This window comes from Streptomyces sp. NPDC046349, from assembly GCF_055587885.1.
The window spans coordinates 187,726-214,375 of sequence record NZ_JBVJFK010000001.1 but is presented as its reverse complement, the minus strand read 5'-3'; the positions used below and the strand labels follow the sequence as shown (position 1 = coordinate 214,375).

26 protein-coding genes are annotated in these 26,650 nt (G+C 72.9%); 13 read left to right on the top strand and 13 right to left on the bottom strand.

Annotation, left to right across the window (positions count from 1 at the left end; all coding sequences use genetic code 11):
* Positions 1-64: 64 nt before the first annotated feature.
* A complete protein-coding gene (locus ACZ6JS_RS01050) occupies positions 65-1,687 on the top strand; it encodes an alpha/beta hydrolase (RefSeq protein WP_469294958.1) in 1,623 nt (540 codons plus the stop codon).
* Positions 1,688-1,773: 86 nt separating this feature from the next.
* Here the strand turns inward: ACZ6JS_RS01050 and moeZ are convergent, their stop codons facing one another.
* From moeZ to ACZ6JS_RS01015, 7 genes are all read right to left on the bottom strand, one after another.
* On the bottom strand, positions 1,774-2,952 hold the full coding sequence (moeZ, locus tag ACZ6JS_RS01045; RefSeq protein WP_469294957.1) for an adenylyltransferase/sulfurtransferase MoeZ: 1,179 nt from the start codon (positions 2,950-2,952) through the stop codon (positions 1,774-1,776).
* Between the two features lie 63 nt (positions 2,953-3,015).
* Positions 3,016-3,771: a spherulation-specific family 4 protein gene (locus tag ACZ6JS_RS01040; RefSeq protein WP_469294955.1), complete on the bottom strand. Its 756-nt coding sequence runs from the start codon at positions 3,769-3,771 to the stop codon at positions 3,016-3,018.
* The gene (locus tag ACZ6JS_RS01035; protein ID WP_469294954.1) at positions 3,759-4,769 is read right to left on the bottom strand and encodes an NAD-dependent epimerase/dehydratase; all 1,011 of its coding nucleotides are present in this window, start codon (positions 4,767-4,769) and stop codon (positions 3,759-3,761) included. Before ACZ6JS_RS01035 ends, ACZ6JS_RS01040 begins: the two co-directional genes overlap by 13 nt.
* A 132-nt stretch (positions 4,770-4,901) precedes the next feature.
* Positions 4,902-5,804: a hypothetical protein gene (locus tag ACZ6JS_RS01030; RefSeq protein ID WP_469294953.1), complete on the bottom strand. Its 903-nt coding sequence runs from the start codon at positions 5,802-5,804 to the stop codon at positions 4,902-4,904.
* On the bottom strand, positions 5,801-7,423 hold the full coding sequence (locus tag ACZ6JS_RS01025) for a DUF3492 domain-containing protein (protein WP_469294951.1): 1,623 nt from the start codon (positions 7,421-7,423) through the stop codon (positions 5,801-5,803). Before ACZ6JS_RS01025 ends, ACZ6JS_RS01030 begins: the two co-directional genes overlap by 4 nt.
* Before the next feature lie 957 nt (positions 7,424-8,380).
* Positions 8,381-9,814 (bottom strand): DUF3152 domain-containing protein, encoded by a 1,434-nt coding sequence (locus ACZ6JS_RS01020; RefSeq protein ID WP_469294950.1) that lies wholly within the window; start codon positions 9,812-9,814, stop codon positions 8,381-8,383.
* A gap of 5 nt (positions 9,815-9,819) precedes the next feature.
* Positions 9,820-10,815 carry an alpha/beta fold hydrolase gene (locus ACZ6JS_RS01015; RefSeq protein WP_469294948.1) on the bottom strand — a complete coding sequence of 332 codons (996 nt, stop codon included), beginning with the start codon at positions 10,813-10,815 and terminating at the stop codon, positions 9,820-9,822.
* Positions 10,816-10,947: 132 nt separating this feature from the next.
* Here ACZ6JS_RS01015 and ACZ6JS_RS01010 point away from each other — a divergent pair, with 132 nt between their 5' ends.
* The 4 genes from ACZ6JS_RS01010 to ACZ6JS_RS00995 all read left to right on the top strand — a co-directional run bounded on the left by ACZ6JS_RS01010 (position 10,948) and on the right by ACZ6JS_RS00995 (position 12,750).
* Positions 10,948-11,163 (top strand): hypothetical protein, encoded by a 216-nt coding sequence (locus tag ACZ6JS_RS01010; RefSeq protein WP_469294946.1) that lies wholly within the window; start codon positions 10,948-10,950, stop codon positions 11,161-11,163.
* A 147-nt stretch (positions 11,164-11,310) separates the two neighbouring features.
* Positions 11,311-11,949: a TetR/AcrR family transcriptional regulator gene (locus ACZ6JS_RS01005; RefSeq protein WP_469294945.1), complete on the top strand. Its 639-nt coding sequence runs from the start codon at positions 11,311-11,313 to the stop codon at positions 11,947-11,949.
* A 161-nt stretch (positions 11,950-12,110) separates the two neighbouring features.
* Entirely contained in the window at positions 12,111-12,338 is a 228-nt protein-coding gene (locus tag ACZ6JS_RS01000) for a DUF3107 domain-containing protein (RefSeq protein ID WP_030772789.1), read from the top strand.
* A gap of 112 nt (positions 12,339-12,450) precedes the next feature.
* Positions 12,451-12,750 carry a hypothetical protein gene (locus tag ACZ6JS_RS00995; protein ID WP_469295520.1) on the top strand — a complete coding sequence of 100 codons (300 nt, stop codon included), beginning with the start codon at positions 12,451-12,453 and terminating at the stop codon, positions 12,748-12,750.
* Positions 12,751-12,846: 96 nt separating this feature from the next.
* On the opposite strand, the gene ACZ6JS_RS00990 is transcribed toward ACZ6JS_RS00995, so the two are convergent.
* Positions 12,847-13,605 carry a ferritin-like fold-containing protein gene (locus ACZ6JS_RS00990; RefSeq protein ID WP_469294944.1) on the bottom strand — a complete coding sequence of 253 codons (759 nt, stop codon included), beginning with the start codon at positions 13,603-13,605 and terminating at the stop codon, positions 12,847-12,849.
* A gap of 447 nt (positions 13,606-14,052) precedes the next feature.
* Between ACZ6JS_RS00990 and ACZ6JS_RS00985 the strand changes: the two genes are divergently transcribed.
* The 3 genes from ACZ6JS_RS00985 (at position 14,053) to ACZ6JS_RS00975 (ending at position 17,279) form a co-directional block, all read left to right on the top strand.
* Complete coding sequence (locus ACZ6JS_RS00985; protein WP_469294943.1) at positions 14,053-16,071, top strand: DEAD/DEAH box helicase; 2,019 nt, start codon at positions 14,053-14,055, stop codon at positions 16,069-16,071.
* A gap of 101 nt (positions 16,072-16,172) precedes the next feature.
* Positions 16,173-17,030: an alpha/beta fold hydrolase gene (locus ACZ6JS_RS00980; RefSeq protein WP_469294942.1), complete on the top strand. Its 858-nt coding sequence runs from the start codon at positions 16,173-16,175 to the stop codon at positions 17,028-17,030.
* Between the two features lie 96 nt (positions 17,031-17,126).
* A complete protein-coding gene (locus ACZ6JS_RS00975) occupies positions 17,127-17,279 on the top strand; it encodes a hypothetical protein (protein WP_167344722.1) in 153 nt (50 codons plus the stop codon).
* A gap of 75 nt (positions 17,280-17,354) precedes the next feature.
* Here ACZ6JS_RS00975 and ACZ6JS_RS00970 read toward each other — a convergent pair whose 3' ends face one another.
* The 4 genes from ACZ6JS_RS00970 to ACZ6JS_RS00955 form a co-directional block, all read right to left on the bottom strand.
* Positions 17,355-17,960 (bottom strand): MarC family protein, encoded by a 606-nt coding sequence (locus ACZ6JS_RS00970; RefSeq protein WP_469294940.1) that lies wholly within the window; start codon positions 17,958-17,960, stop codon positions 17,355-17,357.
* A gap of 76 nt (positions 17,961-18,036) precedes the next feature.
* On the bottom strand, positions 18,037-18,900 hold the full coding sequence (locus ACZ6JS_RS00965) for a PHP domain-containing protein (RefSeq protein WP_469294939.1): 864 nt from the start codon (positions 18,898-18,900) through the stop codon (positions 18,037-18,039).
* Positions 18,901-19,001: 101 nt separating this feature from the next.
* A complete protein-coding gene (locus ACZ6JS_RS00960) occupies positions 19,002-19,646 on the bottom strand; it encodes a DUF6758 family protein (protein WP_469294938.1) in 645 nt (214 codons plus the stop codon).
* A 60-nt stretch (positions 19,647-19,706) separates the two neighbouring features.
* Positions 19,707-20,291, bottom strand: coding sequence for a suppressor of fused domain protein (locus ACZ6JS_RS00955; RefSeq protein ID WP_469294936.1), 585 nt, complete (start codon positions 20,289-20,291; stop codon positions 19,707-19,709).
* Between the two features lie 374 nt (positions 20,292-20,665).
* Between ACZ6JS_RS00955 and ACZ6JS_RS00950 the strand changes: the two genes are divergently transcribed.
* Both ACZ6JS_RS00950 and ACZ6JS_RS00945 read left to right on the top strand, forming a co-directional pair.
* Positions 20,666-21,781, top strand: coding sequence for a magnesium and cobalt transport protein CorA (locus ACZ6JS_RS00950; RefSeq protein ID WP_469294935.1), 1,116 nt, complete (start codon positions 20,666-20,668; stop codon positions 21,779-21,781).
* Positions 21,782-21,966: 185 nt separating this feature from the next.
* Positions 21,967-22,482: a hypothetical protein gene (locus ACZ6JS_RS00945; RefSeq protein ID WP_469294933.1), complete on the top strand. Its 516-nt coding sequence runs from the start codon at positions 21,967-21,969 to the stop codon at positions 22,480-22,482.
* A 15-nt stretch (positions 22,483-22,497) separates the two neighbouring features.
* Here the strand turns inward: ACZ6JS_RS00945 and ACZ6JS_RS00940 are convergent, their stop codons facing one another.
* A complete protein-coding gene (locus ACZ6JS_RS00940) occupies positions 22,498-23,289 on the bottom strand; it encodes a hypothetical protein (RefSeq protein ID WP_469294931.1) in 792 nt (263 codons plus the stop codon).
* A gap of 187 nt (positions 23,290-23,476) precedes the next feature.
* Here ACZ6JS_RS00940 and ACZ6JS_RS00935 point away from each other — a divergent pair, with 187 nt between their 5' ends.
* From ACZ6JS_RS00935 to ACZ6JS_RS00925, 3 genes are all read left to right on the top strand, one after another.
* On the top strand, positions 23,477-24,748 hold the full coding sequence (locus ACZ6JS_RS00935; RefSeq protein ID WP_469294929.1) for a magnesium transporter MgtE N-terminal domain-containing protein: 1,272 nt from the start codon (positions 23,477-23,479) through the stop codon (positions 24,746-24,748).
* A gap of 85 nt (positions 24,749-24,833) precedes the next feature.
* Positions 24,834-25,427, top strand: a complete 594-nt coding sequence (locus ACZ6JS_RS00930; RefSeq protein ID WP_469295519.1) for a DUF1003 domain-containing protein — start codon at positions 24,834-24,836, stop codon at positions 25,425-25,427.
* A gap of 87 nt (positions 25,428-25,514) precedes the next feature.
* Positions 25,515-26,630, top strand: coding sequence for an Mrp/NBP35 family ATP-binding protein (locus ACZ6JS_RS00925; RefSeq protein WP_469295517.1), 1,116 nt, complete (start codon positions 25,515-25,517; stop codon positions 26,628-26,630).
* Positions 26,631-26,650: the final 20 nt, after the last annotated feature.

Here is a 26,650-nt window from a genome sequence, read left to right as displayed (position 1 = left end):
CGCCGGCCGACCCGAACGGGTCAGCGCGCGGGCGGGGGCGGACGGGGGCGCGCAGGATGGTGACATGCCCAGATACCTCCTGCGGGTCGCCGTCGCCGTCGCTCTTGTGGCCGGGGCGGCCAGTACCAGTGGCTGTTCGGACAGCGGGGAGGAGAAGACGCCCAAGGCCGGAGGCACCGAGGGGGCGCCACCTCTGAAGTGGGGGGACTGCGAGGCTCCGACGGCCGCCGAGGGGGGCGGGCAGGCGCCGCCCAAGGGCTGGCAGTGCGCCACGCTCCACGTGCCGCTCGACTACGCGGACCCCGAAGGAGAAACGATTCCTCTCGCCCTGATCCGGGCGAAGGCCAGGAACCAGGACGCGCGCCTCGGCTCGCTCGTGTTCAACTTCGGCGGACCCGGCGGGTCCGGGATCACCACCCTGCCCGGCGCCGCCAAGGAGTACGAGGCCCTGCGCGAACGCTACGACCTCGTGAGCTTCGACCCGCGGGGGGTGGGCCGCAGCGCCCCCGTCCTGTGCCTGGACGACAGGCAGCTCGACGCGTACTACGCCTCGAACTCCTCCCCCGACACCCCGCAGGCGGAGAAGGCGTACCTCGACAACACCCGCAAGTACCAGCAGGCCTGCGAGGCGAACTCCGGGAAGGTGCTCCCGTACGTCGGCACCGAGAACGCCGCCCGCGACCTCGACCGGATCCGGCAGGCCCTCGGCGACGAGAAGCTCAACTACTTCGGGATCTCCTACGGGACCGAGCTCGGCGGGGTCTACGCCCACCTCTTCCCGGAGAAGGTCGGCCGGGCCGTCTTCGACGCCGTCGTCGATCCGACTGCGACCTCCGAGGAGGGCGCGCTCGGCCAGGCCGAGGGCTTCCAGCTGGCGCTCGGCAACTTCGCGCAGGACTGCGTGGACCGGGGCGACGAGTGCCGGCTCCAGGGCAGCACCGCCAAGGAGATCGAGGACAACATCATCAAGCTGCAGAAGCAGCTGGCCGCCAAACCCATCCCGGGGATCGGCGACCGGATGCTGACCGAGTCCTCGGCGACCAACGGCATCGCCCAGGCCCTCTACTCCAAGGAGCTCTGGCCGCTGCTGGAGCAGGGGCTGGACGAGGCGGAGGGCGGCCAGGGGCAGCTGCTGATGGCGCTGTCCGACGCCCTCAACGGCCGTGACCAGAACGGCAACTACAGCAACATCGGCGCCGCCAACACCGCGATCAACTGCGTCGACTCCAAGGACCGCTACACGCTGGAGCAGACCAAGGCGAAACTGCCCGCGTTCCGCGCCGCCTCTCCGGTCTTCGGGGACTTCCTCGGCTGGGCCATGATGGGCTGCACCGGCTGGCCGGTGCCCGGCACGGCGTCGACCCCGGACGTCTCCGCCCCGGGGGCCGACCCGATCCTGGTGATCGGCAACACGGGCGACCCGGCCACCCCGTACGAGGGGGCCCGCAAGATGGTCGAGCGGCTGGGCCCCGGCGTCGGCGTGGAGCTCACGTACAAGGGCGAGGGCCACGGGGCGTACAACAGCGGCGACCCGTGCGTGCAGGGCGCCGTGAACTCCTACCTGCTGGACGGGAAGGTGCCGCCCGCGAACACCGTGTGCACCCCGCCCCCGGAGGCCTCGCAGCCCCCCGCGCAGCCGTCGGCACCCGCGCAGCCGTCGGCACCCGTGGAACCCCTCGGCGCCTGACCGGAACCGCTCCCGGGCGCGCGAAGACAGCGCGAAGGGGCCGTCCCCGCGACGAGCGTCACGGGTGCGGCCCCTTCGCGGACGGATCAGTAGACCGGCTTCTCGGGCTCGATCTGGTGGACCCAGCCGATGACGCCGCCGCCGACGTGCACCGCGTCGGCGAAGCCTGCGGACTTCAGGACCGCGAGGACTTCCGCACTGCGGACACCCGTCTTGCAGTGCAAGACGATGCGCTTGTCCTGCGGGAGGTCCTGGAGGGCGGTGCCCATCAGGAACTCGCCCTTGGGGATCAGCTTCGCGCCGGGGATCGAGACGATCTCGTACTCGTTGATCTCGCGGACGTCGATGATCTCGATCGCCTCGTCGCCGTCGATCCACTCCTTGAGCTGCTTGGGAGTGATCGTGGAGCCCGCGGCCGCCTCCTGGGCCTCCTCCGACACGACGCCGCAGAAGGCCTCGTAGTCGATGAGTTCCTTGACGGTCGCGTTCGGGCCGCAGACCGCGCAGTCGGGGTCCTTGCGGACCTTGACCTGGCGGTACTGCATCTCCAGGGCGTCGTAGATCATCAGGCGGCCGACCAGCGGTTCGCCGACGCCCGTGAGGACCTTGATGGCCTCGGTGACCTGGATGGAGCCGATGGACGCGCAGAGCACACCCAGGACGCCGCCCTCGGCGCAGCTCGGAACCATGCCCGGCGGCGGGGGCTCCGGGTAGAGGCAGCGGTAGCAGGGGCCGTGCTCGGACCAGAACACCGAGGCCTGGCCGTCGAAACGGTAGATCGAACCCCACACGTACGGCTTGTTCAGCAGGACGCAGGCGTCGTTGACGAGGTAGCGCGTGGCGAAGTTGTCCGTGCCGTCGACGATGAGGTCGTACTGGCTGAAGATCTCCATCACGTTCTCGGCCTCGAGCCGTTCTTCGTGAAGGACCACGTTCACGTACGGGTTGATGCCCAGCACGCTGTCGCGGGCGGACTCGGCCTTGGAGCGGCCGATGTCCGACTGGCTGTGGATGATCTGGCGCTGCAGGTTCGACTCGTCGACCTCGTCGAACTCCACGATGCCCAGCGTGCCCACGCCGGCCGCGGCCAGGTACATGAGGGCGGGCGAGCCGAGGCCGCCCGCGCCCACGGCCAGCACCTTGGCGTTCTTGAGGCGCTTCTGGCCGTCCATCCCGACGTCCGGGATGATCAGGTGGCGGGAGTACCGACGGACCTCGTCAACGGTGAGCTCAGCAGCCGGCTCGACCAGGGGTGGCAGCGACACGGGGACTCCGTAGATGGTTACGACTTAACGGTGGTTCTCTCCGTAACACTGCCACGCCCGTCTTCATTCCAAGACACCTGTTCCGATACGTGAGACGATTTCGTCCCAGTACCCGAGCATCGAGGCCCACGGGTCACGGTCCCCCACCGCGCGGCGGTCGGTGAACCAGATCGTGCCGGCGCCCTGCCAGCGAGCCACCCTCATCGCCTCCTCCAGGTGCGTGCGCGGCACCCCGTGGACCAGGTGGCAGAACCGCTCCGGCGGGTACTCCGCCGTCCACTCCGCCACCTGCGACCAGCGGTAGTCGGCCCAGGCCCCGGAGAAGGTGACCAGTTGGTCGGCGGCCTCCGCGTAGCCCTCGTACGGGTGCGTGCCGTGCCCGAGGACGATCCGCAGGTCCTCGCCCAGACCGCGCAGGGTGTCGACGACCCGGCGCACCGATTCCAGGTCCGCCCGGTCGGCCGGGGCGTCGGCGAGGTAGAAGCCGCCGACGCCGTACCAGTCCCGGAAGCGGTGGGCGTCGGAGACGACCTCCCCGAAGGAACGCGATCCGTCCCGCATCGCGAGATGGCCGAGGACCGTGCCGCCCGCCCCGTGCAGCTTCGCGGCCGCTTCGGTGCAGTGCGGATCGGGACGCCCGCCCGGGCCTTCCGACACGTTCAGCACGGCCCAGTGCAGCGGGGTGCCGGGGCGGGTCAGCTCGGCCCACTCCACGGGGGCGAGCAGCGGGTGCGCGTAGCCGGGGATGCCCAGTCCGAGGCGGCCCGCCCCGGTCGCGGCTGCCGTCAGGGCCCCCGGCGGAGTGGTCAGATGCGGCATGCCGCCTCCATCCAGATGTCCGCGAGGGACTCCTCCAGGTTGATCCGGGGCCGCCAGCCGAGCCGGTCGCGGGCGGTCCGCACGTCCGCCTGCTGCCAGGCCCCGCAGCCGTCGGGGTAGGGGTACGGCTGCGGGGCCGCGGCGGCCATCTGCTCGGCGGTGGCCTCGGAGCGGGGGGAGCCGATGGACGCGAGCCCGGCCGGACGGCCGGGGTGCCCGTGCGCCTGCTGTGGCCCGCCGTGCGGCACGTCCAGCTCGTGCAGGGCTCCTCCGTATCCGGCGACCCGCGCCAGGACGGCGGCCGCGTCGCGGAGCCGGACGGCGCGGCCGGTGCCGATGTTCACCACGCCCTGGGCGGCGGACAGGGATGCGGCGTGCACGGCCCGCGCCACGTCCCGGACGTCGACGAAGTCGCGCTGCACGCCGAGCCCGCTGAGCTTGAGCTCGCCGTCGCCGGACTGCATCGCGCGCCGCATGGCCTCGGCGAGCCGGCCGAGCGGGGACCCGGCCGGGGTGCCCGGGCCGACGGGCGAGAAGATCCGCAGGACGACAGCGTCCAGCCCGGAGCCGAGGACCAGCTCGGTGGCGGCCAGTTTGCTGACGCCGTACGGCCCGCCGGGTCTCGGGACGGCGTCCTCGGCCGTGGAGGATCCCGGCTGGCTGGGCCCGTACTCGGCGGCGCAGCCGAGCTGCACGAGCCGGGCCCCGCAGCCGCTGCGGCGCAGGGACTCGCAGATCGTCGCGACGGCGACGGTGTTGTGCCGGGTGAGCTCGCGGGCCCCGCCCCGGGTGGCTCCGGCGCAGTTGATGACGACGCCGGGGTGGACGGCGTCGAGGAAGCGCGTGAGTGCTCCGGGGCTGCCGGTGGCGAGGTCGAAGCGGACGTCGGCGTCGTCGCCGCGGCCGAGCGCGGTGAGCTGTACGGCCGGGTCGGCGAGCAGTCGGTCGGCGACGTAGCGGCCGAGGTATCCGTTGGCTCCGATCAGCAGCACCCTCATCGCGTGACCCCTTGGTTGGTTGGCTGGCCGGTCATGTCTGTTTCTCCTTGCGGACGGGTGGGCGGGATGGGGCGGGGTACAGGGGAGCGCCTCGGCGTCGGCTCCGAAGGGCTGTGGTGGTCCCGGGGGACGTCATGGCCTCGCGTGCGCGGATGCGCGGGACAGGGCGAGGACGGCGTGGACGAGGAGGGCGGCCGCGGCGGCGGTCGCCGCCGCCGGGACCGGGATCAGGGCGAGGGCGAGTGCGGCGGCGGGTCCGCGGCGGGATCCGTGCCGCAGCAGCAGCCGGGTCAGGAAGAGCAGGAGGGCGAGCGGCACGGCCGGCGGGAGCGGTGTGCCGGCGAGCGCGGCGGCCCCGGCGGCGGCCGCGGTGAAGCCCGCGACGGCCGTGAGCAGCAGCGGGCGGGCCCGGTCGGCGAAGTCCTCCAGGGCGCGGCTCGCCTCGAGCCGGGCACGGGCCCCGGCCGCGAAGGCCGCGGCGAGCAGGTGCCCGGGGGCGACGGCCAGCGCGAGGCCGACCGCGAGGGCGGTGCCGTACCGGTACGCGGCCCAGCCGGCGACGGCTGCGGCCAGCAGGTGCACGAGCCAGGGGAAGCGGCCCCCGGCGGCCCGCCCCGGCCACACCAGTGCGGCGACGGTGGCGGCCACGGCGGCCGGCCCGGCCCACGCCTGGTCCGCGGCGGCCGCAGCTGCGGCGAGGGCCCCGGGCAGCAGCGCACAGCCGAAGGCGCGGTGAGCGGACGGCCCGGCCGGCACCGGGGCCGGCGCGGCGGCGGGAGCCTCCCCGCGCGGGCTGCGGGCGTACAGCTCCTCGGCGAGGGAGAAGACGTCCCGGTGGCGGAAGCGGGCGGCGGTGCGGTCGGTGATGCCGTGGGCCTCCAGGCCGGCTGCGATCTCCAACGGGTCCACGGCCCCCTCGCACAGCGCCCGGTGCCGGTGCAGCAGGGCCTTGACGGGATCACCCGCGGCCCGTCGGCGCACCCCTCCGGCCGCCGGTGTGGGTGCGGCCGCGGTGTCGGGGTCGACGGTGGTCATACAACGGCCTCCGAGGTCGGGTCCGGTGCGGGCTTGGCCCAGGTCGGGCTGGTCCAGTGCCCGGGCACCCGCGCCTCCGGGGGCCGGGCGAAGGGGATGCCGCCGCCGTCGGGCCGCCCGGAGCCCTTGGCCAGCAGTCGCAGGTAGATCTCCTGGAAGGCGGCGACGTTCTGTTCGACGGTGAACAGCTCCAGGGCCCGCGCCCGGGCCGCGGCTCCGAGGCGCTCCGCCCGCTCGGCGTCCCCGAGCAGGGAGAGGCAGGCTTCGGCGAGCGCCCGCGGGTTGCGCGGCGGGACGACGAGCCCGGTGCCGCCGATGACCTCGCGGACCGCGCCCACGTCGGTGGAGACGGTGGCGCGCCCGCAGAGCATCGCCTCGGCGAGAGTGACGGGGAAGCCCTCGATCACGGAGGACAGCACGACGACCCGTCCGGCGGCGTACGCCTCGGCCGCGGAGGGCGCCTCGGGTCCGCCGACCTCCTCGAAGGCGACCGGGTTCTCCCCGACCGTGACGCTGTCGGCGGCCTCGTCGGGGAACAGCTGCGCGGCGAGGGAACGGCAGTCGGCGAGGTAGCCGGGGTCCGCCGCCGTGGCGAAGATCCGCAGCCGGGCGCGCGGTTCGGCCCTCCTGACCTCGGCGAAGGCGTGCAGCAGGGCGATGAGGTCCTTGGCGGGTTCCACCCGGCCGACCCACACGATTGCGTCGGGGTCCCCGCGGTCGGCGGACTCCCCGACGGTGGCGAATCGGTCCGCCTCCATCCCCGGGTAGACGGTCCGCAGCCGGTCGCGGCCGGCGCCGCACCGCTCCTGCCAGCGCCGGGCGTGCGCGTTGCCGGGAGTCAGGAAGTCGGCCCGGGCGTAGATCTCGCAGGCCAGCCGCAGGTGGAAGGCGGCGAGCAGGGCCCGTACGGCGGGGCGGGGCTCCTGGCTCCCCCCCGCGCCGAGGTGGGACAGGTAGTGGGCGCGCAGCTGGACCCCGTACTCGGTGACCAGCAGCGGGACCCCGAAGAAGCGTTTGGCCAGCAGGCCGGGGAGCGCCGCCACCCCGCCCGCCGCCGCGTGGCAGACGTCGACCGCGCCGAGGCCCTCGCCCCGGGCGTCCTCCTCGTACCAGTCGAGGGACAGCGGCCGCAGCATGCGCTCCAGTTCGTCCACGAACTCCAGCAGGTCGGACACCTGCGCCGCCTGTACGGTGCGGCTGGCGCCCGGTGCCCGGCAGGCGCCTTCCAGTGCCCGCACCGCCGACTCGGAGCGCAGCGCGGCGTAGAGCCCGCCCTGTTCGCGGGCGAGGCCGGCGAGCCCGTAGAGCCCGGCGGCGAAGGGGTCTGGCGCGCCGGCGCAGATACCGTGGACCAGCTCCCGCAAGAAGTCGGCGAAGAGCCGGCGCTCACGCCGGGAGTAGGTCCGCCCGTCGTCGGCCGGGGCCCACAGGGGGGCCGTGCGGACCTGGGTGACGTGCTCGGGCAGCGGGATCCGGGCGCGTTCCTGCTCGGCGCTGCGGCTCAGCGCGTAGAGCTCGAACTCGTGCTGCGGGAGTCCGCGCACGAGCCGGTCGCACCACAGCCTGGCCTCGCCCGTCGCATACGGATAACCACCTTCCGTGAGTAGTCCGATCCGCACGAGTGGCACCCCCGATCTCCCGTCCAGGCGGTCGCCGTCGGTCAGGCGACCCGCCGCGGAAGAACTCAAGCGGATATGCCGAAGGCGCGACGGACGGTTGTCCGTCGCGCCACCGGAAGGGGTGAAGAGTCGTAACTTTCCCGTACGGTTCGCGTTCGAGCACGCTAGAAGTACAGCCCTGTCGGGCCCCAACTAGGCGGCGGGCAGGGCCTCCTGGCGCGACCAGCGTCATCCCGCGGCCGCCCCCGGGTCCGGCCCGGTCATGGCGACTGGCAGTCGGCGCGCAGTGCCTGCGTGGTCACGCCGAGGGCCGGGACGGGCTCGTCGCAGACGATCAGCCGGGGCCGGGGCCGACGATAGCCCGCGCCGGCGCCGGGGAGATGCCCACGCGCCGGCGCCGGCCGCCGCCGAACTCGTGCGCAAGCCCGCGGGCGCGGCGTGCGCCGTGCGGCGTGCGGTTGTGCGGCGTGCGCGAGGCCCACCCGGTCGAGCACCTCGTCCAGGTGGGTCCGGGCGGCCCGCCGGGAGGCGCCCGGCCGGATCCGGCGGACCCGGGCTCCGGCCGCCGACGGCGGGGTACGGGTCCAGGGAGCCCAGGGGTCCTGGAGGACCATGGCGGCCGTCCTGCCGCGCAGGCGGCGCAGTTCGGCGGGCGCGCCCCCGCGGCCACGCCGGTGCCGCGGGGACGGACGGTGCCGCGCTCCACATGGCTCCCGCGCCTGGGGGCATGGGCGTGCCCGGGCGCGTCGGCGTCACGGAGAGGACGCAAGGGGCGCTCGCGCGGCCGGGCCGGCGTCAGCGGCAGGAGACGGTCGGCCGCACCGTGCGCGGCCACACCGGGGAGCGCGAGCTCAACGGCGGCGCTCGCGGTCGGGGGGTGCCGGGCGACGCGCGAGCACGAGGGCCGGTGACCGGACTCCGTGTCGGCGCGACCACCGGCCCGCCCCCGGCACTGCGTCAGCTCCCGGGAAAGGCCCAGGGGTTGGGCCTGCACTGGACACCGTCGATGTTGAGTGACTTGGTCTGCTGCTGCATGACCGGGGCGAGCGCTCCGGGGGTGCGGCAGTTGACGTGGTCGTGCCCGAGCCGGTGGCCGACCTCGTGGTTGATGAGCATCTGACGATAGATCAACATCTGGTCCGGACCGTAGGTCTCGGAGCCCTGGGCCCACCGGAAGGCGTTGATCATCACCCGCTCCGTGCTCGCCGAGTCGCAGGACACGTTGCCGACGACGGTGTCGAGGTTCGACTTGGCGCACCAGACCCCGGTGGTGCCCGGGCTGGCGAGGGTGATCACGAAGTCCGCCTTGCCGCCCGGCACGCGCTCGAAGGTCATGGCGCCGCCGTGGGCCCAGCTGCGGTCGTCGTTGAGGGTGCGGTGGACGGCCTCGGCGAAGAGCTGCGGGTCGAGGCCCAGACCCTGCTCGACGTCGACCCGGTAGCGCACGATCCTGCCCTTGCCGGGGGCCTTGGCCACGCCCGGCACGGTGTCGAAGGTCCCGGGGCCGGCGAGTTTCGGGTCGAGGGGCAGCTGCGCGGCCATCTGCTGTTCATACGTCAGCTCGGGTGCTGGTGCGGGCGCGGCGGCGGACGGTGCGACCGGTACGGCCGCGCCGCCGTTCGGAGTCGGCCGGCCGTCGGAGCGGGAGGCGGCCGTGTCGCTGCGGTCCTTGCCGGTGGCCGCGGGCGCACCCGCCCGGGCCTCGTCGGCGTCCGTGTCGAGGAACGCCTGGCCGGCGACGACCACCGCGAGGACCGTGGTGACCGCGGCCGCGGCCATCCCGGTGTACGCCAGGGCCTTCTTGCCGCGGCCGGAGGCGGGTCGCTCCTCGACGGGATCGGCCGGCACCCGGGGGCCGGGCACGAGGCGGTGCGAGCCGGTGGAGACGACGGGGTCCGGCGCGGCCGGGGGCACGGGCTCGGGAGCCCGGGGGGCCGGCTGCTCGAACGTGACCTGCGGGAAGCCCACCGCGGGGGTGCCGAAGGCCGGTGTGTCGTAGTCCCGGGGGGCGGCGGGGGCTGCCGCCGCCCGCGCGGCGGGCGCGGGGTCGTCACCGGAGCGCGGGCGGGGTACGCCGTGCCAGTCCCCGTAAACGGAGTCGGGTCCGGCCCCCCACGCGCCGCCGGTCTCGTACTGCTGGGGGTGGCCGCCGGCCCGCGCACCGGCGGCGGGGCGGTCCTGGGGCACGTATCCGTGGTGCGTGACGGTCGGCTCGGGCCACCCGGCGAACGGGTCGTCGTTGCCGAAGACGTCATCCCCGAACGCGTCGTACGCGAACCGGTCCTCGTACGCGGCGTGATCCGGCTGCGCCTGCGGGCGCGCTGCTGCAGGCGCCGGCGCCGGAGCGGACTCCGGAGCGGGCGCCCCGGATTTTCGACTGTGTCGTCCCACGGCCCTCAGCCCCTGCCGTCTTCGGTGTCCCGGACCGCAGCCCCTGCGCCTGTGTCGCGCAGCAGCTCCGTGAAGGCGGCGGCCACCACCTCGGGGTACTCCATCATCGCCACGTGCCCGGCCTCGGGCAGGGTCAGCAGCCGCGAACCCCGGAAGGCTGCGGCCGCCTTGTGCGCCATACGGTACGAGATCAGTTGGTCCCGGCCACCGTAGACCAGCAGGGACGGGGCGAGCACCCGCTGCGCCTGCCGCCACAGTCCGTGCTGGCCGCCGAGGGTGTAGGCGTCGACGATGCCGCGCGAGGTGCGGGTCATCGCGTCCCAGAAGTACGGGAGCGCCATCCGGCGCTCCATCTCCTCCACGGCGTTGCGGAACCCTTCGGGAGTCACCCGGGAGGGGTCTCCGTAACAGAGGGCCGTCACCCCGCGCGTGCGCTGTTCGGCACTGAGGCCCTGTGTCATCCGGCTGAAGAGCGCGGCCACCCCGGGCAGGGCCAGCAGCGCGGTCGGCACGGCCGACCGCTGCACGCGCAGCTCGGGGAGGGCGGGCGAGACGAGCGTCAGCGTGCGCACGAGGTCGGGGCGGACGGCCGCGACCCGGGTGGAGACGGCGCCGCCGAGGGAGTTCCCGAAGAGGTGGACCGGCCCGCGCCCGGCGGCGTCGAGGTGGCGGATGACGGCCCGCGCGAACGCGGTGACGGAGTAGTCGCGGTCGGCGGGAGGCGGGGACCATCCGAAGCCGGGCAGGTCCACGGCCTCGCCGTCGACGGTGTCCGCCAGCTGCTCCATCAGCGCCGACCAGTTCTGCGAGGAACCGCCCAGGCCGTGCACGAAGAGGGCGGGCGGCAGGCCGTCGCGTCGGGGCGGGCGCACCCGGACGGCCAGTTCCAGCCCGGGCAGCGCGGCGGTGCGCAGCTGCTCCCCGTCGGCCAGCCGGACCCCTCCCGCGGGGGAGGACGGTTCGGCGGCGGACCGTACGCCCGGCAGCTCGGTCGAAGACATGCGGGCAATGTTACGAGACGATCACGTTCCACTTGTTGTGTTCGCGGTCACAGTCTCATCGCGGATCCGCATAGCGGCGCTTCGGCGATCCTCCTAGGCTCGTAGGTGACACAAGGAAGCGAGGGGAGCGGCATGACTGTCGACCCTGCGGAGCCGGACACCTTCCGGGAGCAGTTTCCGGAATCCCTCGATCCTGAGGCGCCAGAGGAGGATGTGGCGGAGCAGCAGGCCGATCTCCGGCCCGACGACGACGACCCCGAGACCGGCCGCGAGGCGGGCCAGGCCGCGGACGGCGACGCCGCCGAGCAGGCACGCGTGGTGCAGCTGGACGAGGACGACTACCGCTGACCGACCGTCGATCGACCGCTGACCAGCGCCTCCGGGCCGTCCGTACCGCGAGAAAACTCGGCTCGGACCCCCCAGATTCGGTTACCGAAAAGTACGATGGCGGCGCGGCGCAGAGCGCCTGTGTTCCGAGAGAAAGTGGGAGGCGGCGTGACAGCCATCGAGCAGACCGAGGCAGCGCGTCCGCGGGGCACGCGACTGCCGCGCCGGGCCCGGCGCAACCAGCTGCTGGGCGCGGCCCAGGAGGTCTTCGTCGCCCAGGGGTACCACGCGGCCGCCATGGACGACATCGCCGAGCGCGCCGGGGTGAGCAAGCCGGTGCTCTACCAGCACTTCCCGGGCAAGCTCGACCTGTATCTGGCCCTGCTGGACCAGCACTGCGAGGCGCTGCTGCTGGCCGTGCGCACGGCGCTCGCGTCGACGACGGACAACAAGCTGCGCGTGGCCGCCACCATGGACGCCTACTTCGCGTACGTGGAGGACGAGGGCGGCGCCTTCCGGCTGGTCTTCGAGTCGGACCTGACGAACGAGCCCGCGGTGCGCGAGCGCGTCGACCGCGTCTCGCTGCAGTGCGCGGAGGCGATCTCCGACGTCATCGCCGAGGACACCGGCCTGTCCAAGGACGAGTCGATGCTGCTGGCGGTGGGGCTGGGCGGGGTGTCGCAGGTGGTGGCCCGCTACTGGCTCTCCAGCGAGAGCCCGGTGGCCCGTGAGACGGCGGTCGGCCTGCTGACCTCGCTCGCCTGGCGCGGCATCGCCGGCTTCCCGCTGCACGGCTCGGAGTCCTGACGGCCGTCGCGCGGTCGCCTCGGCGCGGCTCCCGCGACGTCCCCGCCGGTGTTCGCTGCGAGCGTGTCCGCTGTGCGCCGTCCGCATCCCCTCTCCGGGCTAATGTGGACCGCGTACGGCGCGGCTGATCGCGCGAACCGGATCGTCGGAGGGACAAAGCCGTGGAGGTCAAGATCGGCGTGCAGCACGCACCCCGGGAGATCGTGCTGGAGAGCGACCTGAGCGCCGAGGAGCTGGAGAGCATCGTCAGCGCCGCGCTGTCCGGCAACGAGCCGCTGCTGAGCCTCACCGACAACAAGGGCCGCAAGGTCCTGGTGCCGTCCGACCGCCTGTCGTACGTCGACCTGGGTGAGCCGACCACGCGCAAGGTCGGTTTCGGAGCGCTCTGAGAACTGTCCGAAACGGCCCGGTGGTTGAGTCCACCGGGCCGTTTCTCTTTCTTCCGCTTCGGGTAGGACCGCAGTGACCCGGTTTGCCCTGACGTATGGGAGAGACCTGATGCTGCTGATGGAAGTGCTCGGCTCCGCACTGCTGGGGCTCGCCCTGTCCGCAGCAGCCGTCCGAGGGCTCGAGGCCCGACTTCCCTCTCGGCGAGTGGTGCTGGTCAGCGGCGTGCTGGGAGCACTGTTCGGGGCCTATCTCACCCATTTCGCGCTGGGCCCCGGGCGCAACACGCTGTTGGCGACGTTCGTCGGCGCGGTGCTGGTGTCGGCCGTGGTGCTGTCCCTGCTGCTCCGACCGGCCCGCGGGCCCCGCACGCGTCCCCACAGGACTCCGTTTTCGCTCCCGTCGCGGGGGTGACCCCTGAAGCCGGGCCGTGAGGCCCGCTCCCCGGATTACGTACGTCGGCCCCGGCGCGCACATGGCGCGCCGGGGCCTTCGAGGTACGGGGTCCGGTCAGGCGGCGAGGCCGAGGGCCGCCATCCGCTTGGTGTGGGCCTTGGTGATGCGGGTGAACATCTCGCCGACGGCCGCGAGGTCGAAGCCGGCCGCCATCCCGTCGACGCCTCCGACCAGCATGGTCGAGAGTGCGTCACGCTCGGCGACCACGCGCTGGGCCTGTGAGAGGGCCTCACCCATCAGGCGGCGGGCCCACAGCGCGAGCCGGCCGCCGCAGCGGGGGTCGGCCTCGATCGCGGCGCGCACCTTCTCGACGGCGAAGTTGCCGTGGCCGGTGTCGTCGAGCACACCGAGCACGAGGGCGCGGGTGTCGGTGTCCAGGTGGGAGGCGACCTCGCGGTAGAAGTCACTGGCGATGGAGTCGCCGACGTACGCCTTGACCAGGCCCTCCAGCCAGTCCGACGGGGCGGTCTGGCGGTGGAAGGCGTCGACGCCCTGGGCGAAGGGCTCCATGGCGGCGGTGGGCTCGACCTCGATCTTCGTGAGGCGGTCGCGGAGCCGCTCGAAGTGGTGGAATTCGGCGGAGGCCATCGCGGCGAGCTCGGCCTTGTCGTCCAGGGTGGGCGCAAGCTTCGCGTCCTCCGCGAGGCGCTCGAAGGCCGCGAGCTCCCCGTAGGCGAGCGCGCCGAGCAGGTCCACGACGGCGGCCCGGTACTGCGGCGAGGCAGATGCGGCCGCCCAGTCCTGCGAGGCGATCCCCGTGGCCTCGGCGGGGTTGCTGTCGTCGGCGGGCGAGGCGTTTTCTACGGTCGGCATGCTCCGCACAATAGCCCGCCGAATGGCCCCTCAAAGCACCATGTCCACTCCCAGCCTGTCCACCTAAACCCACCTGGCCGGTGAATTCACCCGACACACCTGCGCGATTCCGGGGTACAGTGGTAATGCGCCTGCCGAATACTCGGCGGGCCATCCGAATGAGGATGCCCGGTCGGTGGCCCGATCGGCTCCAACCGACCGCCCTCGGTGTGGTGCGTACGTCCATGCGTACCGCCTCCCACGAGGGGCCCCCTCAGCGGCAGATGCGCTTGAGCGAAGGCCAGTGGTCCCGCGCAGCTTCGTACGTGGCAGTACTGCAAGCACAGCACGGTAGGACCCCCCTCGCCGCCTCGCGCCGCGTCTCACAGAAGAGGCAGCACCCTGACTACGTTCCGAGACCTCGGGATCTTTCCCGAGACTGCCGAAGCGCTTGAAGCCGTCGGCATCGTGTCCCCCTTCCCCATCCAGGAGATGACCCTCCCCGTCGCCCTCTCCGGCACGGACGTCATCGGCCAGGCCAAGACCGGAACCGGCAAGACGCTCGGTTTCGGCCTTCCCCTGCTGGAGCGGGTCGTCGTCCCCGCGGACGTCGAGGCCGGCCGCGCCACGCCCGACCAGCTGACCGACGCCCCGCAGGCCCTCGTGGTGGTTCCGACCCGCGAGCTGTGCACCCAGGTCACCAACGACCTGCTGACCGCAGGCAAGGTCCGCAACGTCCGCGTCCTGGCCATATACGGCGGCCGCGCGTACGAGCCGCAGGTCGAGGCCCTCAACAAGGGCGTCGACGTGATCGTCGGCACCCCGGGCCGCCTGCTCGACCTCGCCGGGCAGAAGAAGCTCGACCTGTCGCGCGTCCGTGCGCTCGTCCTCGACGAGGCCGACGAGATGCTCGACCTGGGCTTCCTGCCCGACGTCGAGAAGATCATGGCCTACCTGCCCCCGAAGCGTCAGACGATGCTGTTCTCGGCGACCATGCCGGGCGCGGTCATCGGCCTGGCCCGCCGGTACATGACGCAGCCGACGCACATCCGCGCCGTCTCCGAGGACGGCGAGGGCGCGACCGTCGCCAACATCACGCAGCACGTCTTCCGCGCGCACAACATGGACAAGCCGGAGCTGGTCTCCCGCATCCTGCAGGCCGAGGGCCGAGGCCTGGCCATGATCTTCTGCCGCACCAAGCGCACGGCGGCCGACATCGCCGAGCAGCTGGAGCGGCGCGGCTTCGCGTCCGGCGCCGTCCACGGCGACCTCGGCCAGGGCGCGCGCGAGCAGGCCCTGCGCGCGTTCCGCAACGGCAAGGTCGACGTGCTGGTGTGCACCGACGTCGCCGCGCGCGGCATCGATGTCGAGGGTGTGACCCACGTCATCAACTACCAGACGCCGGAGGACGAGAAGACCTTCCTGCACCGCGTGGGCCGCACCGGCCGCGCGGGCAACAAGGGCATCGCCGTCACCCTCGTCGACTGGGACGACATCCCGCGCTGGCAGTTGATCAACAAGGCGCTGGAGCTGGACTTCCACGAGCCGGTCGAGACGTACTCCACGTCCCCGCACCTGTTCGAGCAGCTGAACATCCCGGCCGGCACCAAGGGCATCCTGCCGCGCGCCGAGCGCACGCGGGCCGGCCTGAAGGCCGAGGACCTGGAGGACCTGGGCGAGACCGGCGGCCGCGGTGGCCGCGGTGGCCGGTCCGCGCAGGCCGCCACGGTGACCGAGGACCGTCCGCCCCGTACGCCGCGGCAGCGCCGCCGTACGCGCAGCGGGTCCGAGGTCGGCGCCGAGCCGGCCGCAGTGTCCCCCGTGGCCGAGGCTCCGCAGGCACCGGCCGGCGACGAGCCGCGCAGGCCGCGCCGACGCCGGACCCGTGTGGGTGCGGTGCCGGTGCAGTCCGCCCCGGCGGCGGTGGCCGAGGTCCCGGTCGCGGCTCCCGTGGCTGCGGCTCCCGTGGCCGAGGTGGCCCCGGTCGCCGAGGAGGCCCCGGCCAAGCCGCGGCGCGCCCGCACCCGCAAGGTCGTGGAGACGGCGCCGGAGCCGGACTTCCAGATGGCCCCGCTCGTCGAGCCGGCGCCCGTCCGGGCGCGGCGTCCGCGCAGGATCGTGGAGACGGCGCCGGAGCCGGACTTCCAGATGGCTCCGCCCGTCGAGCCGGTCCGGGCGCGCCGCACCCGCAAGGCCGCGGCCGCTCCGGTGACCCCGGTCGCCGAGGCCCCCGCGGCGGCCGTGGCCGAGGAGGCCCCGGTCAAGGCGAAGCGCACCCGGACCCGCAAGGCCGCGGAGGCCGCGCCGGTCGCCACCGAGGCCGCCGTCGTGGCCGAGGAGGCCCCGGCCAAGCCGAAGCGCACGCGCGCCCGCAAGGCCGCGGAGGCCGCGCCGGTCGCCACCGAGGCCGCCGTGGTGGCCGAGGAGGCCCCGGCCAAGCCGAAGCGCACCCGCACCCGCAAGGCCGCGGCCGCGCCCGAGGCGTAGAACCCGGCACCGCATCGGCGGCCCCGGCCCCCTTCCGAGGGGGCCGGGGCCGCCGGCGTACCCGGGCTGTGCCGGAATCTACGGGCCGGTAACCTCGGGCCATGAGCAAGCCCCCGCGCCTCACGCTGCCGTCCGCCGCCCGTGCGTACCGCCTGTCCACCGACCGCGGTTCCTTCGCCGTGCACGAAGCCGGCGAGCCGATCCGCGGCACCGCCCTGCTGGTCCCCGGCTTCACGGGCAGCAAGGAGGACTTCATCGGACTGCTGGAGCCGCTGGCCGCCGCCGGCTACCGGGTGGTCGCCGTCGACGGACGCGGCCAGTACGAGACGCCCGGCCCGCGGGAGGAGTCGGCGTACGGCCTGGAGGAGCTGGCGGGCGACGTCCTCGCGCAGGTCGGGGCACTGCGCGCGGGCAGCGTGCACCTCGTCGGCCACTCGCTCGGCGGGCTGGTCTCGCGCGCCGCCGTGCTGCGCGACCCGTCGCCGTTCGCCTCGCTCACCCTGCTGAGCAGCGGGCCGGCGGCGATCGCCGAGGATCAGCAGGCTCGTACGAAACTGCTGGTCGCCGCGCTGGAGGCGATGGGTGACGACATGGCGGGGATCTGGGAGGCGATGCGGGCGCACGACGCTCAGGACGCGGCCCAGGACTCCCCCGAGCTGACGCACTTCCTGCGCGAGCGGTGGCTGGCCACGGTCCCCGAGCAGCTGATCGTCACGGGCCGGGCGCTGATCTGCGAGCACGACCGGGTGGACGAGCTGAGCCGGGTGGCGCTTCCCAAGCTGGTGCTGTCCGGGGTCGTGGACTACGCCTGGCCGGTCCCGCTGATGGACGCGATGGCAGAGCGGCTCGGTGCGCGGCGGGTGGTGGTCCCGGGGACCGAGCACTCCCCGAACGCCGAGGATCCGGCGACGACGGCCGCCGCGCTGGCCTCGTTCTGGGACTTCACCACCGGCATGTAGTTAGGCAGTGAAAAAATTTCCTTAGCGTAGGGAATGATTGCGGACTACACTTCGTTGAACCAGTGCAAGGAGAACACTGACGAAGGGAGAAGCCCCGTGCGCTTCGAGATTCTGCGCCTGGACGACGTCGACGGGACCGCCGTGGACAGCACCGTCGTGGACGCGGCCTCCGTCAACCGGATCGTGCAGCAGGCCGCGTACGTCGGCCAGCGCATCCTGATCCGACCGGCCGAGAGCGCGTCCATCTGACGCTCCGCGCGAAACGTTCACGCCCCCGCACCGGGACCGGTGCGGGGGCGTTCGCGTACCTACGGTCGCAGGCGCTCAGGATCCCTGGACCACCTGGAGCACGCCGTTGATGATCTGCTGGACGGCGATCGCCGACAGCATCATGCCGGCGAGCCGGGTCACGAGGACGACGCCGCCGTCCTTGATGACCCGGATGATCACAAGCGAGTAGCGCATGGTGATCCACAGCACGACGTGCATGGCGATGATCGCGGCCCAGACGGAGACCTGTCCGGCCGCCCCGTCCGCCTTCTGGACGGCCAGGATGACGGAGACGATCGCACCGGGCCCGGCCAGCAGCGGCATGCCGAGCGGGACCAGGGCGACGTTCACGTCCTTGGTCTGCTTGGGCTCGTCGGTCTTGCCGGTGAGCAGGTCGAGTGCGATGAGCAGGAGCAGCAGACCGCCGGCGATCATCAGCGCCGGGACGGAGACGTGCAGGTAGTCGAGGATCTGCTGACCGCAGAGGCCGAAGACCGCGATGACGCCGAAGGCCACGCAGACGGCCTGCCACGCCATGCGGCGCTGCACCTTGACGGGACGGCCGGAGGTCAGCGCCAGGAAGATCGGCGTGATCCCCGGCGGGTCCATAATCACAAAAAGGGTGAGAAAAAGGGATCCGAAGACGGCGAAGTCGAACACAGTGATGCCTTGCAGGAGAGAGGGGTGTCGCGCAGAAGAAGTCAGGGACGGGTCGAGCGGGCCGCGAAGTGGCCGGTCAGCGCTCGCGCCCGCCCGCGCCCGGCACGGGGAAGGCCCCGGTCGCGCGGCGTGTGATCTCGCCGTAGATCTCGGGGTCGGTCGTGTACTCGCCCAGCCGGCAGGTCTTGCGGCTGCCGTGGTAGTCGCTGGAGCCGGTGGTCAGCAGCCCGAGGTCCGCCGCCAGGGCGCGCAGGCGCGCGCGGGTATCGGTGTCGTGGTCCATGTGGTCGACCTCGACGCCGTCCAGGCCCGCCGCCGCCAGCTCGGCTATCGCGGACGCGGGCACGCACCGGCCGCGCTTGACGGCGGCGGGGTGCGCGAGGACGGTGACGCCGCCTGCCGCCTTGACCAGGCGTACGGCATCGAAGGGGTCGAGCTCGTGCTTCTCGGCGTACGCGCGGCCGCCGTCGGCGAGCCAGTCCGGCGTGAAGGCGTCCGAGACGGTGGGCACGACGCCCAGCTCGACGAGGGCGGTGGCGATGTGCGGCCGGCCGACCGAACCGTCGCCGGCGATCCGCGCCACCTGTTCCCAGGTGACGTCCACGCCGAGGTCCTGGAGCTTGCCGACCATGGTCCGGGCCCGCGGGACCCGGTCGTCGCGGACGAGTTCCCGCTCGCGGGCGAGCTCGGGCTCCTCGGGGTCGAAGAGGTAGGCGAGCATGTGCACGCCGATCCCGTCGAGACGGCAGGACAGCTCGGCGCCCGTCACCAGCGTGAGTCCCGCGGGAAGGGCCGCGAGGGCCTCGCCGTACCCGCCGACGGTGTCGTGGTCGGTCAGTGCGACCACGTCCAGCCCGGCGCCGGCGGCATTGCGCACCAGCTCGGCGGGGGTGTCCGTGCCGTCGGATGCCGTGGAGTGGGCGTGCAGGTCGATGCGCACAGCCGAACTCCATGGGTCGTACGGACGGGGGGACACTCCAGGATAACCGGGCGGAAGGTCCGCTTTCGCCGGAAGGATCTACGGGGGGCGCCCGCAGCGAGCTACACAGGGCCCAGGATGCGCGGGCTGAGGGCCCCGCACGGGAGCAGTTCGACCTCGGCGCCCCCTTCGCGCAGGTCGGTGAGGACCAGCTCGTCGTACAGCAGGAGGCCGGACTGCTGCGGCCATACGATGGCCCACAGCCACAGGCCGCGCGCCTCGCCGGCGAAGACGGCCCGGTCGTCCGGGCCACCGCCCACGTGCCACAGCGGCGTCGGCCGGCCCGCCGCGACCACCTTGGTGTGGGGCGGCCCCTCCATGTTGATGGACCGGCCCGGGTCGAGGCCGTCGATGCCCGCGTACCGCGCGCCCAAGCCGACGCCCAACTCCTCCGCGATCAGCAGCAGCTCCCCCATCCCGCCCACCGGTCCGGGACCCGAGCAGGCGACCACCGTCGCCCGGCCCCCGCTGCGGTCGTCACCGGCGGACGCCACGCCGGTGAACAGCCATCCGAGCGGCAGCGGCCACGGCATCCAGACCGGCACGCGCGCCCGGTGCACGACCACGCCCAGGCCCTCCACGCTCGGCGGGATGACGGGCTGCAGGGGGTGGACGGCGCCGTGCACCGCGCACTGCCAGGAGTCGGAGAAGAGTCCGGGCGCCCTGACCCGGCCACCGCACTTCGGGCAAGTTGGTTCACCCCTCATAGGTAGCCACGCTCCTCCCCGCCCGGCCGCCAGTCAAGGCATCGTCACCCGTCCGGGCTGTCAGTCCAGTGCGACAGCGCTACGCAGAGGATCCCGCAGGTCCGTCCCGCGCGCGAGCCAGCGCTCCTGGAGGGCGGCCGCGCCGTGGACGCGCTTCCAGGCGGCCTCGTTCGCCGTCATCGGCAGCAGCGGCAGGAACCGCACCGGGTCCATGGGCTCGTCGAGTTCCAGGTCCTCGACCAGACCGCCCGGTTCCGCCACGAGGACGGAACTGAACGGCGCCCCCTCCCACAGCGGCCTGCCCACGTCGAGCGAGGCCCCGGGAGCCACGACCAGCCCCTCGACCTGCGGAGAGGCGGCCAGCACCGCGAGCGGCCTGAGCAGCTTGTCGGTGTCCGCCAGCCCTCCCCGTACGGTCAGGACCAGTTCGGCGCGCGGGCCCCGTACGGGGTCGGCGACCACGGCGGTCGGATCGGTCATCGGGTGCGCGGACATCCCCAGGGTCGCGTACCGCACGAGGTCGCCCTCGGCGAAACGGAGTACCTCGATGCGGTCGGTGCCCAGGAAGGTGACGGCGGCGCGGGCGTCGGGTTCACCGAACGCGGTGCGCAGCCGGGCCTCGACGAGGGCCAGAATTTCTGCCATGAAGTGAGCATAGAACTCGTATCAGCCGGGTAAAGGGCGGGTCTTGACCATCCGTCGGCTGATAGTGTTGACAGCTGTTCGGGGCCGCACGCAGAAGCGTTGTTTCAAGGCCCCGGAGACAGGACGTCCCCCACGGGGGACCGGCCGGAGGAGGTGGGGCTGCGGTGGACCGAAGTCGATCGTGCAGTACCAATCGCTCTTCCGCTTCTCCGGCGGGCGCTTCCCGCCCTCTGTGATCTTCTGATCAGTAGAAGAGCGACGGCAGAACGTTTGTCCTCCCGTCCTGTTCCCTCCGCCTGCCCGGGCCCGCCCGTGCGGTGATGGAGGGTCTCCCACCCGTACGGTCCGCAGCCGTGCGTGCGAAGGAGCCTGCCATGTCGATGCTGCCCTACCTGCGTGCGGCCGTACGCCCGTCCCTGCGCAAGTCCACCCCTGTACAGCCCGGCTACGACGCGACCCGCGACCCGTCGGCGAGCAGCGCGGTGGTCGACTGCGCCGTATACCGCGAGGGCCGCCGGGTGCTGGGGCCGACGTGTCTGACGCCCCGTGAGGCGATCCGCCGGGTCCGCGAGGAGGGCGGTTTCGCCTGGATCGGCCTGCACGAGCCGACGGAGGCCGAGTTCGCGGGGATCGCCGCCACCTTCGGCCTGCACCCGCTGGCCGTGGAGGACGCGGTGCACGCGCACCAGCGGCCGAAGCTGGAGCGGTACGACGACACCCTCTTCACCGTCTTCAAGACCATCCACTACGTGGAGCACGCCGAACTGACCGCCACCAGCGAGGTGGTGGAGACGGGCGAGGTGATGTGTTTCACCGGTCCCGACTTCGTCATCACCGTCCGGCACGGCGGGCAGGGCTCCCTCAAGGGTCTGCGCCACCGCCTCCAGGACGACCCCGAGCTGCTGTCCAAGGGGCCCTCGTCCGTCCTGCACTCCATCGCCGACCACGTCGTCGACGGCTACATCGCGGTCGCGGCGGCGATGCAGGACGACATCGACGAGGTCGAGAGCGACGTCTTCGCGGCCCCCGCCAAGGGCAGTGCGCGCGGCGGCGACGCGGGCCGGATCTACCAGCTCAAGCGCGAGGTACTGGAGTTCAAGCGGGCGGTCTCGCCGCTGCTGCGTCCGATGGAGCTGCTGAGCGAGCGGCCGATGCGGCTGGTGGACCCCGACATCCAGAAGTACTTCCGGGACGTGGCCGACCACCTCGCGCGGGTCCACGAGCAGGTGGTGGGCTTCGACGAGCTCCTGAACTCGATCCTCCAGGCCAACCTCGCGCAGGCGACGGTCGCCCAGAACGAGGACATGCGGAAGATCACCTCCTGGGCGGCCATCATCGCCGTGCCCACGATGATCTGCGGCGTCTACGGGATGAACTTCGACCACATGCCCGAGCTCCGGTGGGAGTACGGCTACCCGATGGTGATGGCGTCGATCTTCGGTGCCTGCTTCACCATCCACCGGGCGCTGCGCCGCCACGGCTGGCTCTAGGGCCGTCCCGTGATCGCGGACGTCCCGGTACCGGGCTTCATCCGCGCGCTCCGACAACGCGGCCAGTGCGCCGTGGCTGTTGCCGTGCCCCCGCCGGGGATGACGGACGGCCCCCGGCGCCGCGGCCCCGGTCCGATCGGCGGGACACCTCTCGGGCCCGCGAGGCGACCCCCTACCCTGTCCGCATGACTCTCAGCACGCTCGACCTGGCCCTCGTCGAGGAGGCCACCAAGAAGTCCGGCCTGATCTGGGTCCGCGGCGCCGGGGCCGACCGCGCCCTGTGGCACGCCTGGGTGGACGGCGCGGCCCACGTGCTGGGCGACGGGCCCGGCGAGCAGCCGTTCCCGGGACTGGCGGACGGCGCCAGTGCCGAGGTGACCGTGCGGAGCAAGGACAAGGGCGGCCGGCTGGTGGCCTGGACGGCGACCGTTCGGGAGCTGCCTCCCCGCGGCGAGGAGTGGCAGGCGGCCGTCGCCGAGCTCAAGGGCAAGCGGCTGAACGCGCCCGACTCGGAGGACATGACGGAGCGCTGGGCGCGGGAGTGCCGGCTGCTGCGGCTGGAGCCGGAGGCGGTGCGGTCCGCACTGCCGGACGGCTCGCTGGCCGCGGCCCCGCTGGGCTCCCCGGCGACGACCCGCCGCCCGGTCCCGGCGGCCCTGCCGAAGCTCCTGTTGAAGCGGAAGAAGGCCGCCCGGGGCTGACCGGCGCGAGACGCCCTACGGCTTGGTCGGGTTCGCGCCCTGGCCGGAACCCTTGGAGGGGGCCGGGGCGGACTCGCCGGCCTCCCCCTTGGTCGTCGGCAGCTGGCTGCCGTAGTCGACCGTCTGGTCCTGGGCGGGCGGGTCGAGCTGGAACGGCTTGCCCCACTCCGCGAGTTCCACCCGGCCGGCGCCGCCGGCCCGCTCCATGAGCAGCGGGTACGGGGTCCCCTCCAGGGACACCGAGAGCTTGCCGCCCTTGCCCTCGTCCGCTGTGACCTGGACCGCGCGGGTGTGCCCGACCTTGGTGTAGGAGCCCTTGGCGAGCTTGCCCTCCAGGCCCAGCAGGCCGTCCAGCAGGACGTCCATGTCCGTGAAGCCGCGGAACTGCTTGTAGGAGGGGTCTTGCTCGGGCACCTTCACGTACTTGTCGCCGAGCTTGCCGGCCGAGTCGGTCTGCCCCCAGAACGCCGCGCTGGCCTTCAGGTAGAGCTGCTCCCCCACGCGCAGCAGCTGGAAGGTGTGGTCCTTCGACTTCACCTCGCCCGAGCCGCCGTCCGACTTCAGCCGCATGTCGACGGTGAAGGCCTTGCCGCCGCTCACCAGCGTGCCGGACAGGTGTACCGATTCGGCTTCGCCCGCGGCCGCCTTCGCCTTCGCCTCGATCTTGTCGGCGGTGAGCTTGCCGACGCCGTTCGTGCCCTCGTCCGGGTCGTCCCCGCAGCCCGTACCGGTCACGGCGAGGCCCGCGCACAGCACACCGATGAAGGCGGCCCGGCGCAGCCGCGCGGCGGGGAAGTAGGCGGTCACGGGCAGGTGCCTCTCGTCGTTCGTCTGCGGGCAGCAGGCAGCGTACCCGCCCGTGTGCCGCGGCCCGCGACCGCTCCCCGGGGTCCGCGGGGCCCCGGGCGGCCCTCCCCACCAGGACGCTTGGCTGCGCCACCGGCTAGCCTGAGGGGCGGCAGGACTGTCGATTGACGCTCTAGGAGGCGCTCGGATGGTTGCAGGCGCCCCGCGGATCTTCGTCTCGCATCTGTCGGGTGTGCCCGTCTTCGATCCCAACGGCGACCAGGTCGGGCGGGTCCGCGACCTCGTCGCGATGCTGCGGGTCGGCGGCCGCCCGCCGCGGCTGCTGGGTCTGGTGGTCGAGGTGGTCAGCCGGCGGCGGATCTTCCTGCCGATGACCCGGGTCACGGGGGTCGAGTCCGGGCAGGTCATCACCACCGGTGTCATCAACATGCGGCGCTTCGAGCAGCGCCCCACCGAGCGGCTGGTCCTGGGCGAGCTGCTGGACCGGCGGGTGACACTGGTCGCCAGCGGCGAGGAGGTCACCGTCCTGGACGTGGCCATCCAGCAGCTGCCGGCCCGCCGGGACTGGGAGATCGACCGGATCTTCGTACGGAAGGGCAAGTCGGGTGCGCTGCGCCGGCGCGGCGAGGCTCTGACGGTGGAGTGGTCGGCCGTGACGGGCTTCTCGCTGGAGGAGCACGGGCAGGGCGCCGAGAACCTGGTCGCCACCTTCGAGCAGATGCGGCCGGCCGACGTGGCGAACGTCCTGCACCACCTGACGCCGAAGCGGCGCGCCGAGGTGGCGAACGCCCTCGACGACGACCGGCTCGCGGACGTGCTGGAGGAGCTGCCCGAGGACGAGCAGGTGGAGATCCTCGGCAAGCTCAAGGAGGAGCGCGCCGCCGACGTCCTGGAGGCGATGGACCCGGACGACGCCGCCGACCTGCTCTCGGAGCTGCCGGAGGACGACAAGGAGCGGCTGCTGACGCTGATGCAGCCCGACGACGCGGCCGACGTGCGCCGCCTGTTGTCCTACGAGGAGAACACCGCCGGCGGTCTGATGACCACCGAGCCGATCGTGCTGCGCCCGGACGCCACGGTCGCCGACGCGCTGGCCCGCGTACGGCAGGCGGACCTGTCGCCGGCGCTGGCGGCGCAGGTGTACGTGTGCCGGCCGCCGGACGAGACGCCGACGGGCAAGTACCTGGGCACGGTGCACTTCCAGCGACTGCTGCGGGACCCGCCGTTCACGCTGGTCAGCTCGATCGTGGACACGGACCTGCCGCCACTGCGGCCCAACGCCTCGCTGCCCGCGGTGACCACGCACCTGGCCGCCTACAACATGGTCGCGGTGCCGGTGGTCGACGAGGGCGGGTCGCTGCTGGGCGCGGTGACCGTGGACGACGTACTGGACCACCTGCTGCCGGACGACTGGCGGGAGACGGAATTCCATTCCGAGGAGGCCATCGGTGGCCGCTGAGCGAGGGCGCTTCGACCGGGGGCGCGGCGAGCAGGCGCGCGAGCGGCGCCGCGAGCAGATCCGGGAGCGGCGTGAGCAGGCGCGGATGCAGGCGCGCGAGCACGGGCTGGCGGCGGAGGCGGCGGAACGTTCCGGCGAACGCGTGTTGAAGTCGGGCAGCGGCTCGAGCGCGCTGGCGCGCTCGCGGGTCCGCCTGGACCTGCCGCGGGCGCCGCGCCGATCGCTGCTGCCCGAGTACGATCCGGAGGCCTTCGGGCGGCTGTCGGAGCGGGTGGCGCGGTTCCTGGGCACGGGCCGGTTCATCGTCTGGATGACCCTGGTCATCATCGTCTGGGTGCTGTGGAACATCTTCGCGCCGGACGACCTGCGGTTCGACCCGTACCCGTTCATCTTCCTGACGTTGATGCTGTCGCTCCAGGCCTCCTACGCCGCTCCGCTGATCCTGCTCGCGCAGAACCGGCAGGACGACCGCGACCGGGTCACCCACGAGCAGGACCGTAAGCAGAACGAGCGGTCCATCGCCGACACCGAGTACCTGACGCGGGAGATCGCGGCCCTGCGGATGGGTCTCGGCGAGGTCGCCACCCGCGACTGGATCAGGTCGGAGTTCCAGGATCTGATCAAGGAGATGGACGAGCGGCGTCTATTCCCGGCGGAACGTGATGAAGGCGACCGCTGAACGGCTTTCCTGAGGCGTGCTACCGAGCCGTACCATCGGGGCATGGCTACCGACACAAGCTCCGCCGCCGTGCCTGAGCAGGACGCGATCCTGGACGCTCTGGCGACGGTGAACGACCCCGAGATCCACCGGCCGATCACCGAGCTCGGCATGGTCAAATCGGTGGAGATCGGTGACGGCGGCGCGGTCGCCGTCACGGTCTACCTGACCGTGTCGGGTTGTCCCATGCGCGAGACGATCACCAAGAACGTGACCGAGGCGGTCGAGAGGGTCGCCGGTGTCACCTCCGTGTCGGTGTCGCTGGACGTCATGAGCGACGAGCAGCGCAAGGACCTTGCGGCCACGCTGCGCGGCGGTACCGCCGAGCGCGAGGTGCCCTTCGCGAAGCCGGGCTCGCTGACCCGCGTGTACGCGGTCGCCTCCGGCAAGGGCGGCGTCGGCAAGTCCTCCGTCACGGTGAACCTCGCCGCGGCGATGGCGGCGGACGGCCTGAAGGTCGGCGTGGTCGACGCGGACATCTACGGCCACAGCGTGCCGCGCATGCTGGGCGTGGAGGGCCGTCCCACCCAGGTCGAGAACATGATCATGCCGCCGTCCGCGAACGGCGTGAAGGTCATCTCCATCGGGATGTTCACCCCGGGCAACGCGCCGGTCGTGTGGCGCGGTCCCATGCTGCACCGGGCCCTCCAGCAGTTCCTGGCGGACGTCTTCTGGGGCGACCTGGACGTGCTGCTGCTGGACCTGCCGCCGGGTACGGGCGACATCGCGATCTCCGTGGCGCAGCTCGTGCCGAACGCGGAGATCCTGGTCGTCACCACTCCGCAGCAGGCAGCGGCCGAGGTGGCCGAGCGGGCCGGTTCGATCGCCGTGCAGACCCACCAGAAGATCGTCGGCGTCGTCGAGAACATGTCGGGCCTGCCGTGCCCGCACTGCGACGAGATGGTGGACGTCTTCGGCTCGGGCGGTGGCCAGAAGGTCGCCGACGGGCTGACCAAGACCGTCGGCGCCACGGTGCCGGTGCTGGGCTCGATCCCGATCGACGTCCGGCTGCGCGAGGGCGGCGACGAGGGCAAGCCCGTCGTCCTGTCCGACCCGGACTCGCCGGCGGGCGCGGCCCTGCGCTCGATCGCGGGCAAGCTGGGCGGCCGCGCCCGCGGCCTGTCGGGCATGTCCCTGGGCATCACCCCGCGCAACAAGTTCTAGGCCCTCCGGGGTACGCGGAA

What these genes read in the sequence shown, in the direction of transcription:
- ACZ6JS_RS01040 (WP_469294955.1), bottom strand. Translation starts at nt 3,771, where the DNA reads ATGCCGCATCTGACCACTCCGCCGGGGGCCCTGACGGCAGCCGCGACC.
- ACZ6JS_RS00930 (WP_469295519.1), top strand. Translation starts at nt 24,834, where the DNA reads ATGCAGGCGCGCGAGCACGGGCTGGCGGCGGAGGCGGCGGAACGTTCC.
- ACZ6JS_RS01050 (WP_469294958.1), top strand. Translation starts at nt 65, where the DNA reads ATGCCCAGATACCTCCTGCGGGTCGCCGTCGCCGTCGCTCTTGTGGCC.
- ACZ6JS_RS00935 (WP_469294929.1), top strand. Translation starts at nt 23,477, where the DNA reads ATGGTTGCAGGCGCCCCGCGGATCTTCGTCTCGCATCTGTCGGGTGTG.
- ACZ6JS_RS00980 (WP_469294942.1), top strand. Translation starts at nt 16,173, where the DNA reads ATGAGCAAGCCCCCGCGCCTCACGCTGCCGTCCGCCGCCCGTGCGTAC.
- ACZ6JS_RS01030 (WP_469294953.1), bottom strand. Translation starts at nt 5,804, where the DNA reads ATGACCACCGTCGACCCCGACACCGCGGCCGCACCCACACCGGCGGCC.
- ACZ6JS_RS01035 (WP_469294954.1), bottom strand. Translation starts at nt 4,769, where the DNA reads ATGAGGGTGCTGCTGATCGGAGCCAACGGATACCTCGGCCGCTACGTC.
- ACZ6JS_RS00990 (WP_469294944.1), bottom strand. Translation starts at nt 13,605, where the DNA reads ATGCCGACCGTAGAAAACGCCTCGCCCGCCGACGACAGCAACCCCGCC.
- ACZ6JS_RS01015 (WP_469294948.1), bottom strand. Translation starts at nt 10,815, where the DNA reads ATGTCTTCGACCGAGCTGCCGGGCGTACGGTCCGCCGCCGAACCGTCC.
- ACZ6JS_RS00960 (WP_469294938.1), bottom strand. Translation starts at nt 19,646, where the DNA reads ATGAGGGGTGAACCAACTTGCCCGAAGTGCGGTGGCCGGGTCAGGGCG.
- ACZ6JS_RS01010 (WP_469294946.1), top strand. Translation starts at nt 10,948, where the DNA reads ATGACTGTCGACCCTGCGGAGCCGGACACCTTCCGGGAGCAGTTTCCG.
- ACZ6JS_RS00945 (WP_469294933.1), top strand. Translation starts at nt 21,967, where the DNA reads ATGACTCTCAGCACGCTCGACCTGGCCCTCGTCGAGGAGGCCACCAAG.
- ACZ6JS_RS00955 (WP_469294936.1), bottom strand. Translation starts at nt 20,291, where the DNA reads ATGGCAGAAATTCTGGCCCTCGTCGAGGCCCGGCTGCGCACCGCGTTC.
- ACZ6JS_RS00950 (WP_469294935.1), top strand. Translation starts at nt 20,666, where the DNA reads ATGTCGATGCTGCCCTACCTGCGTGCGGCCGTACGCCCGTCCCTGCGC.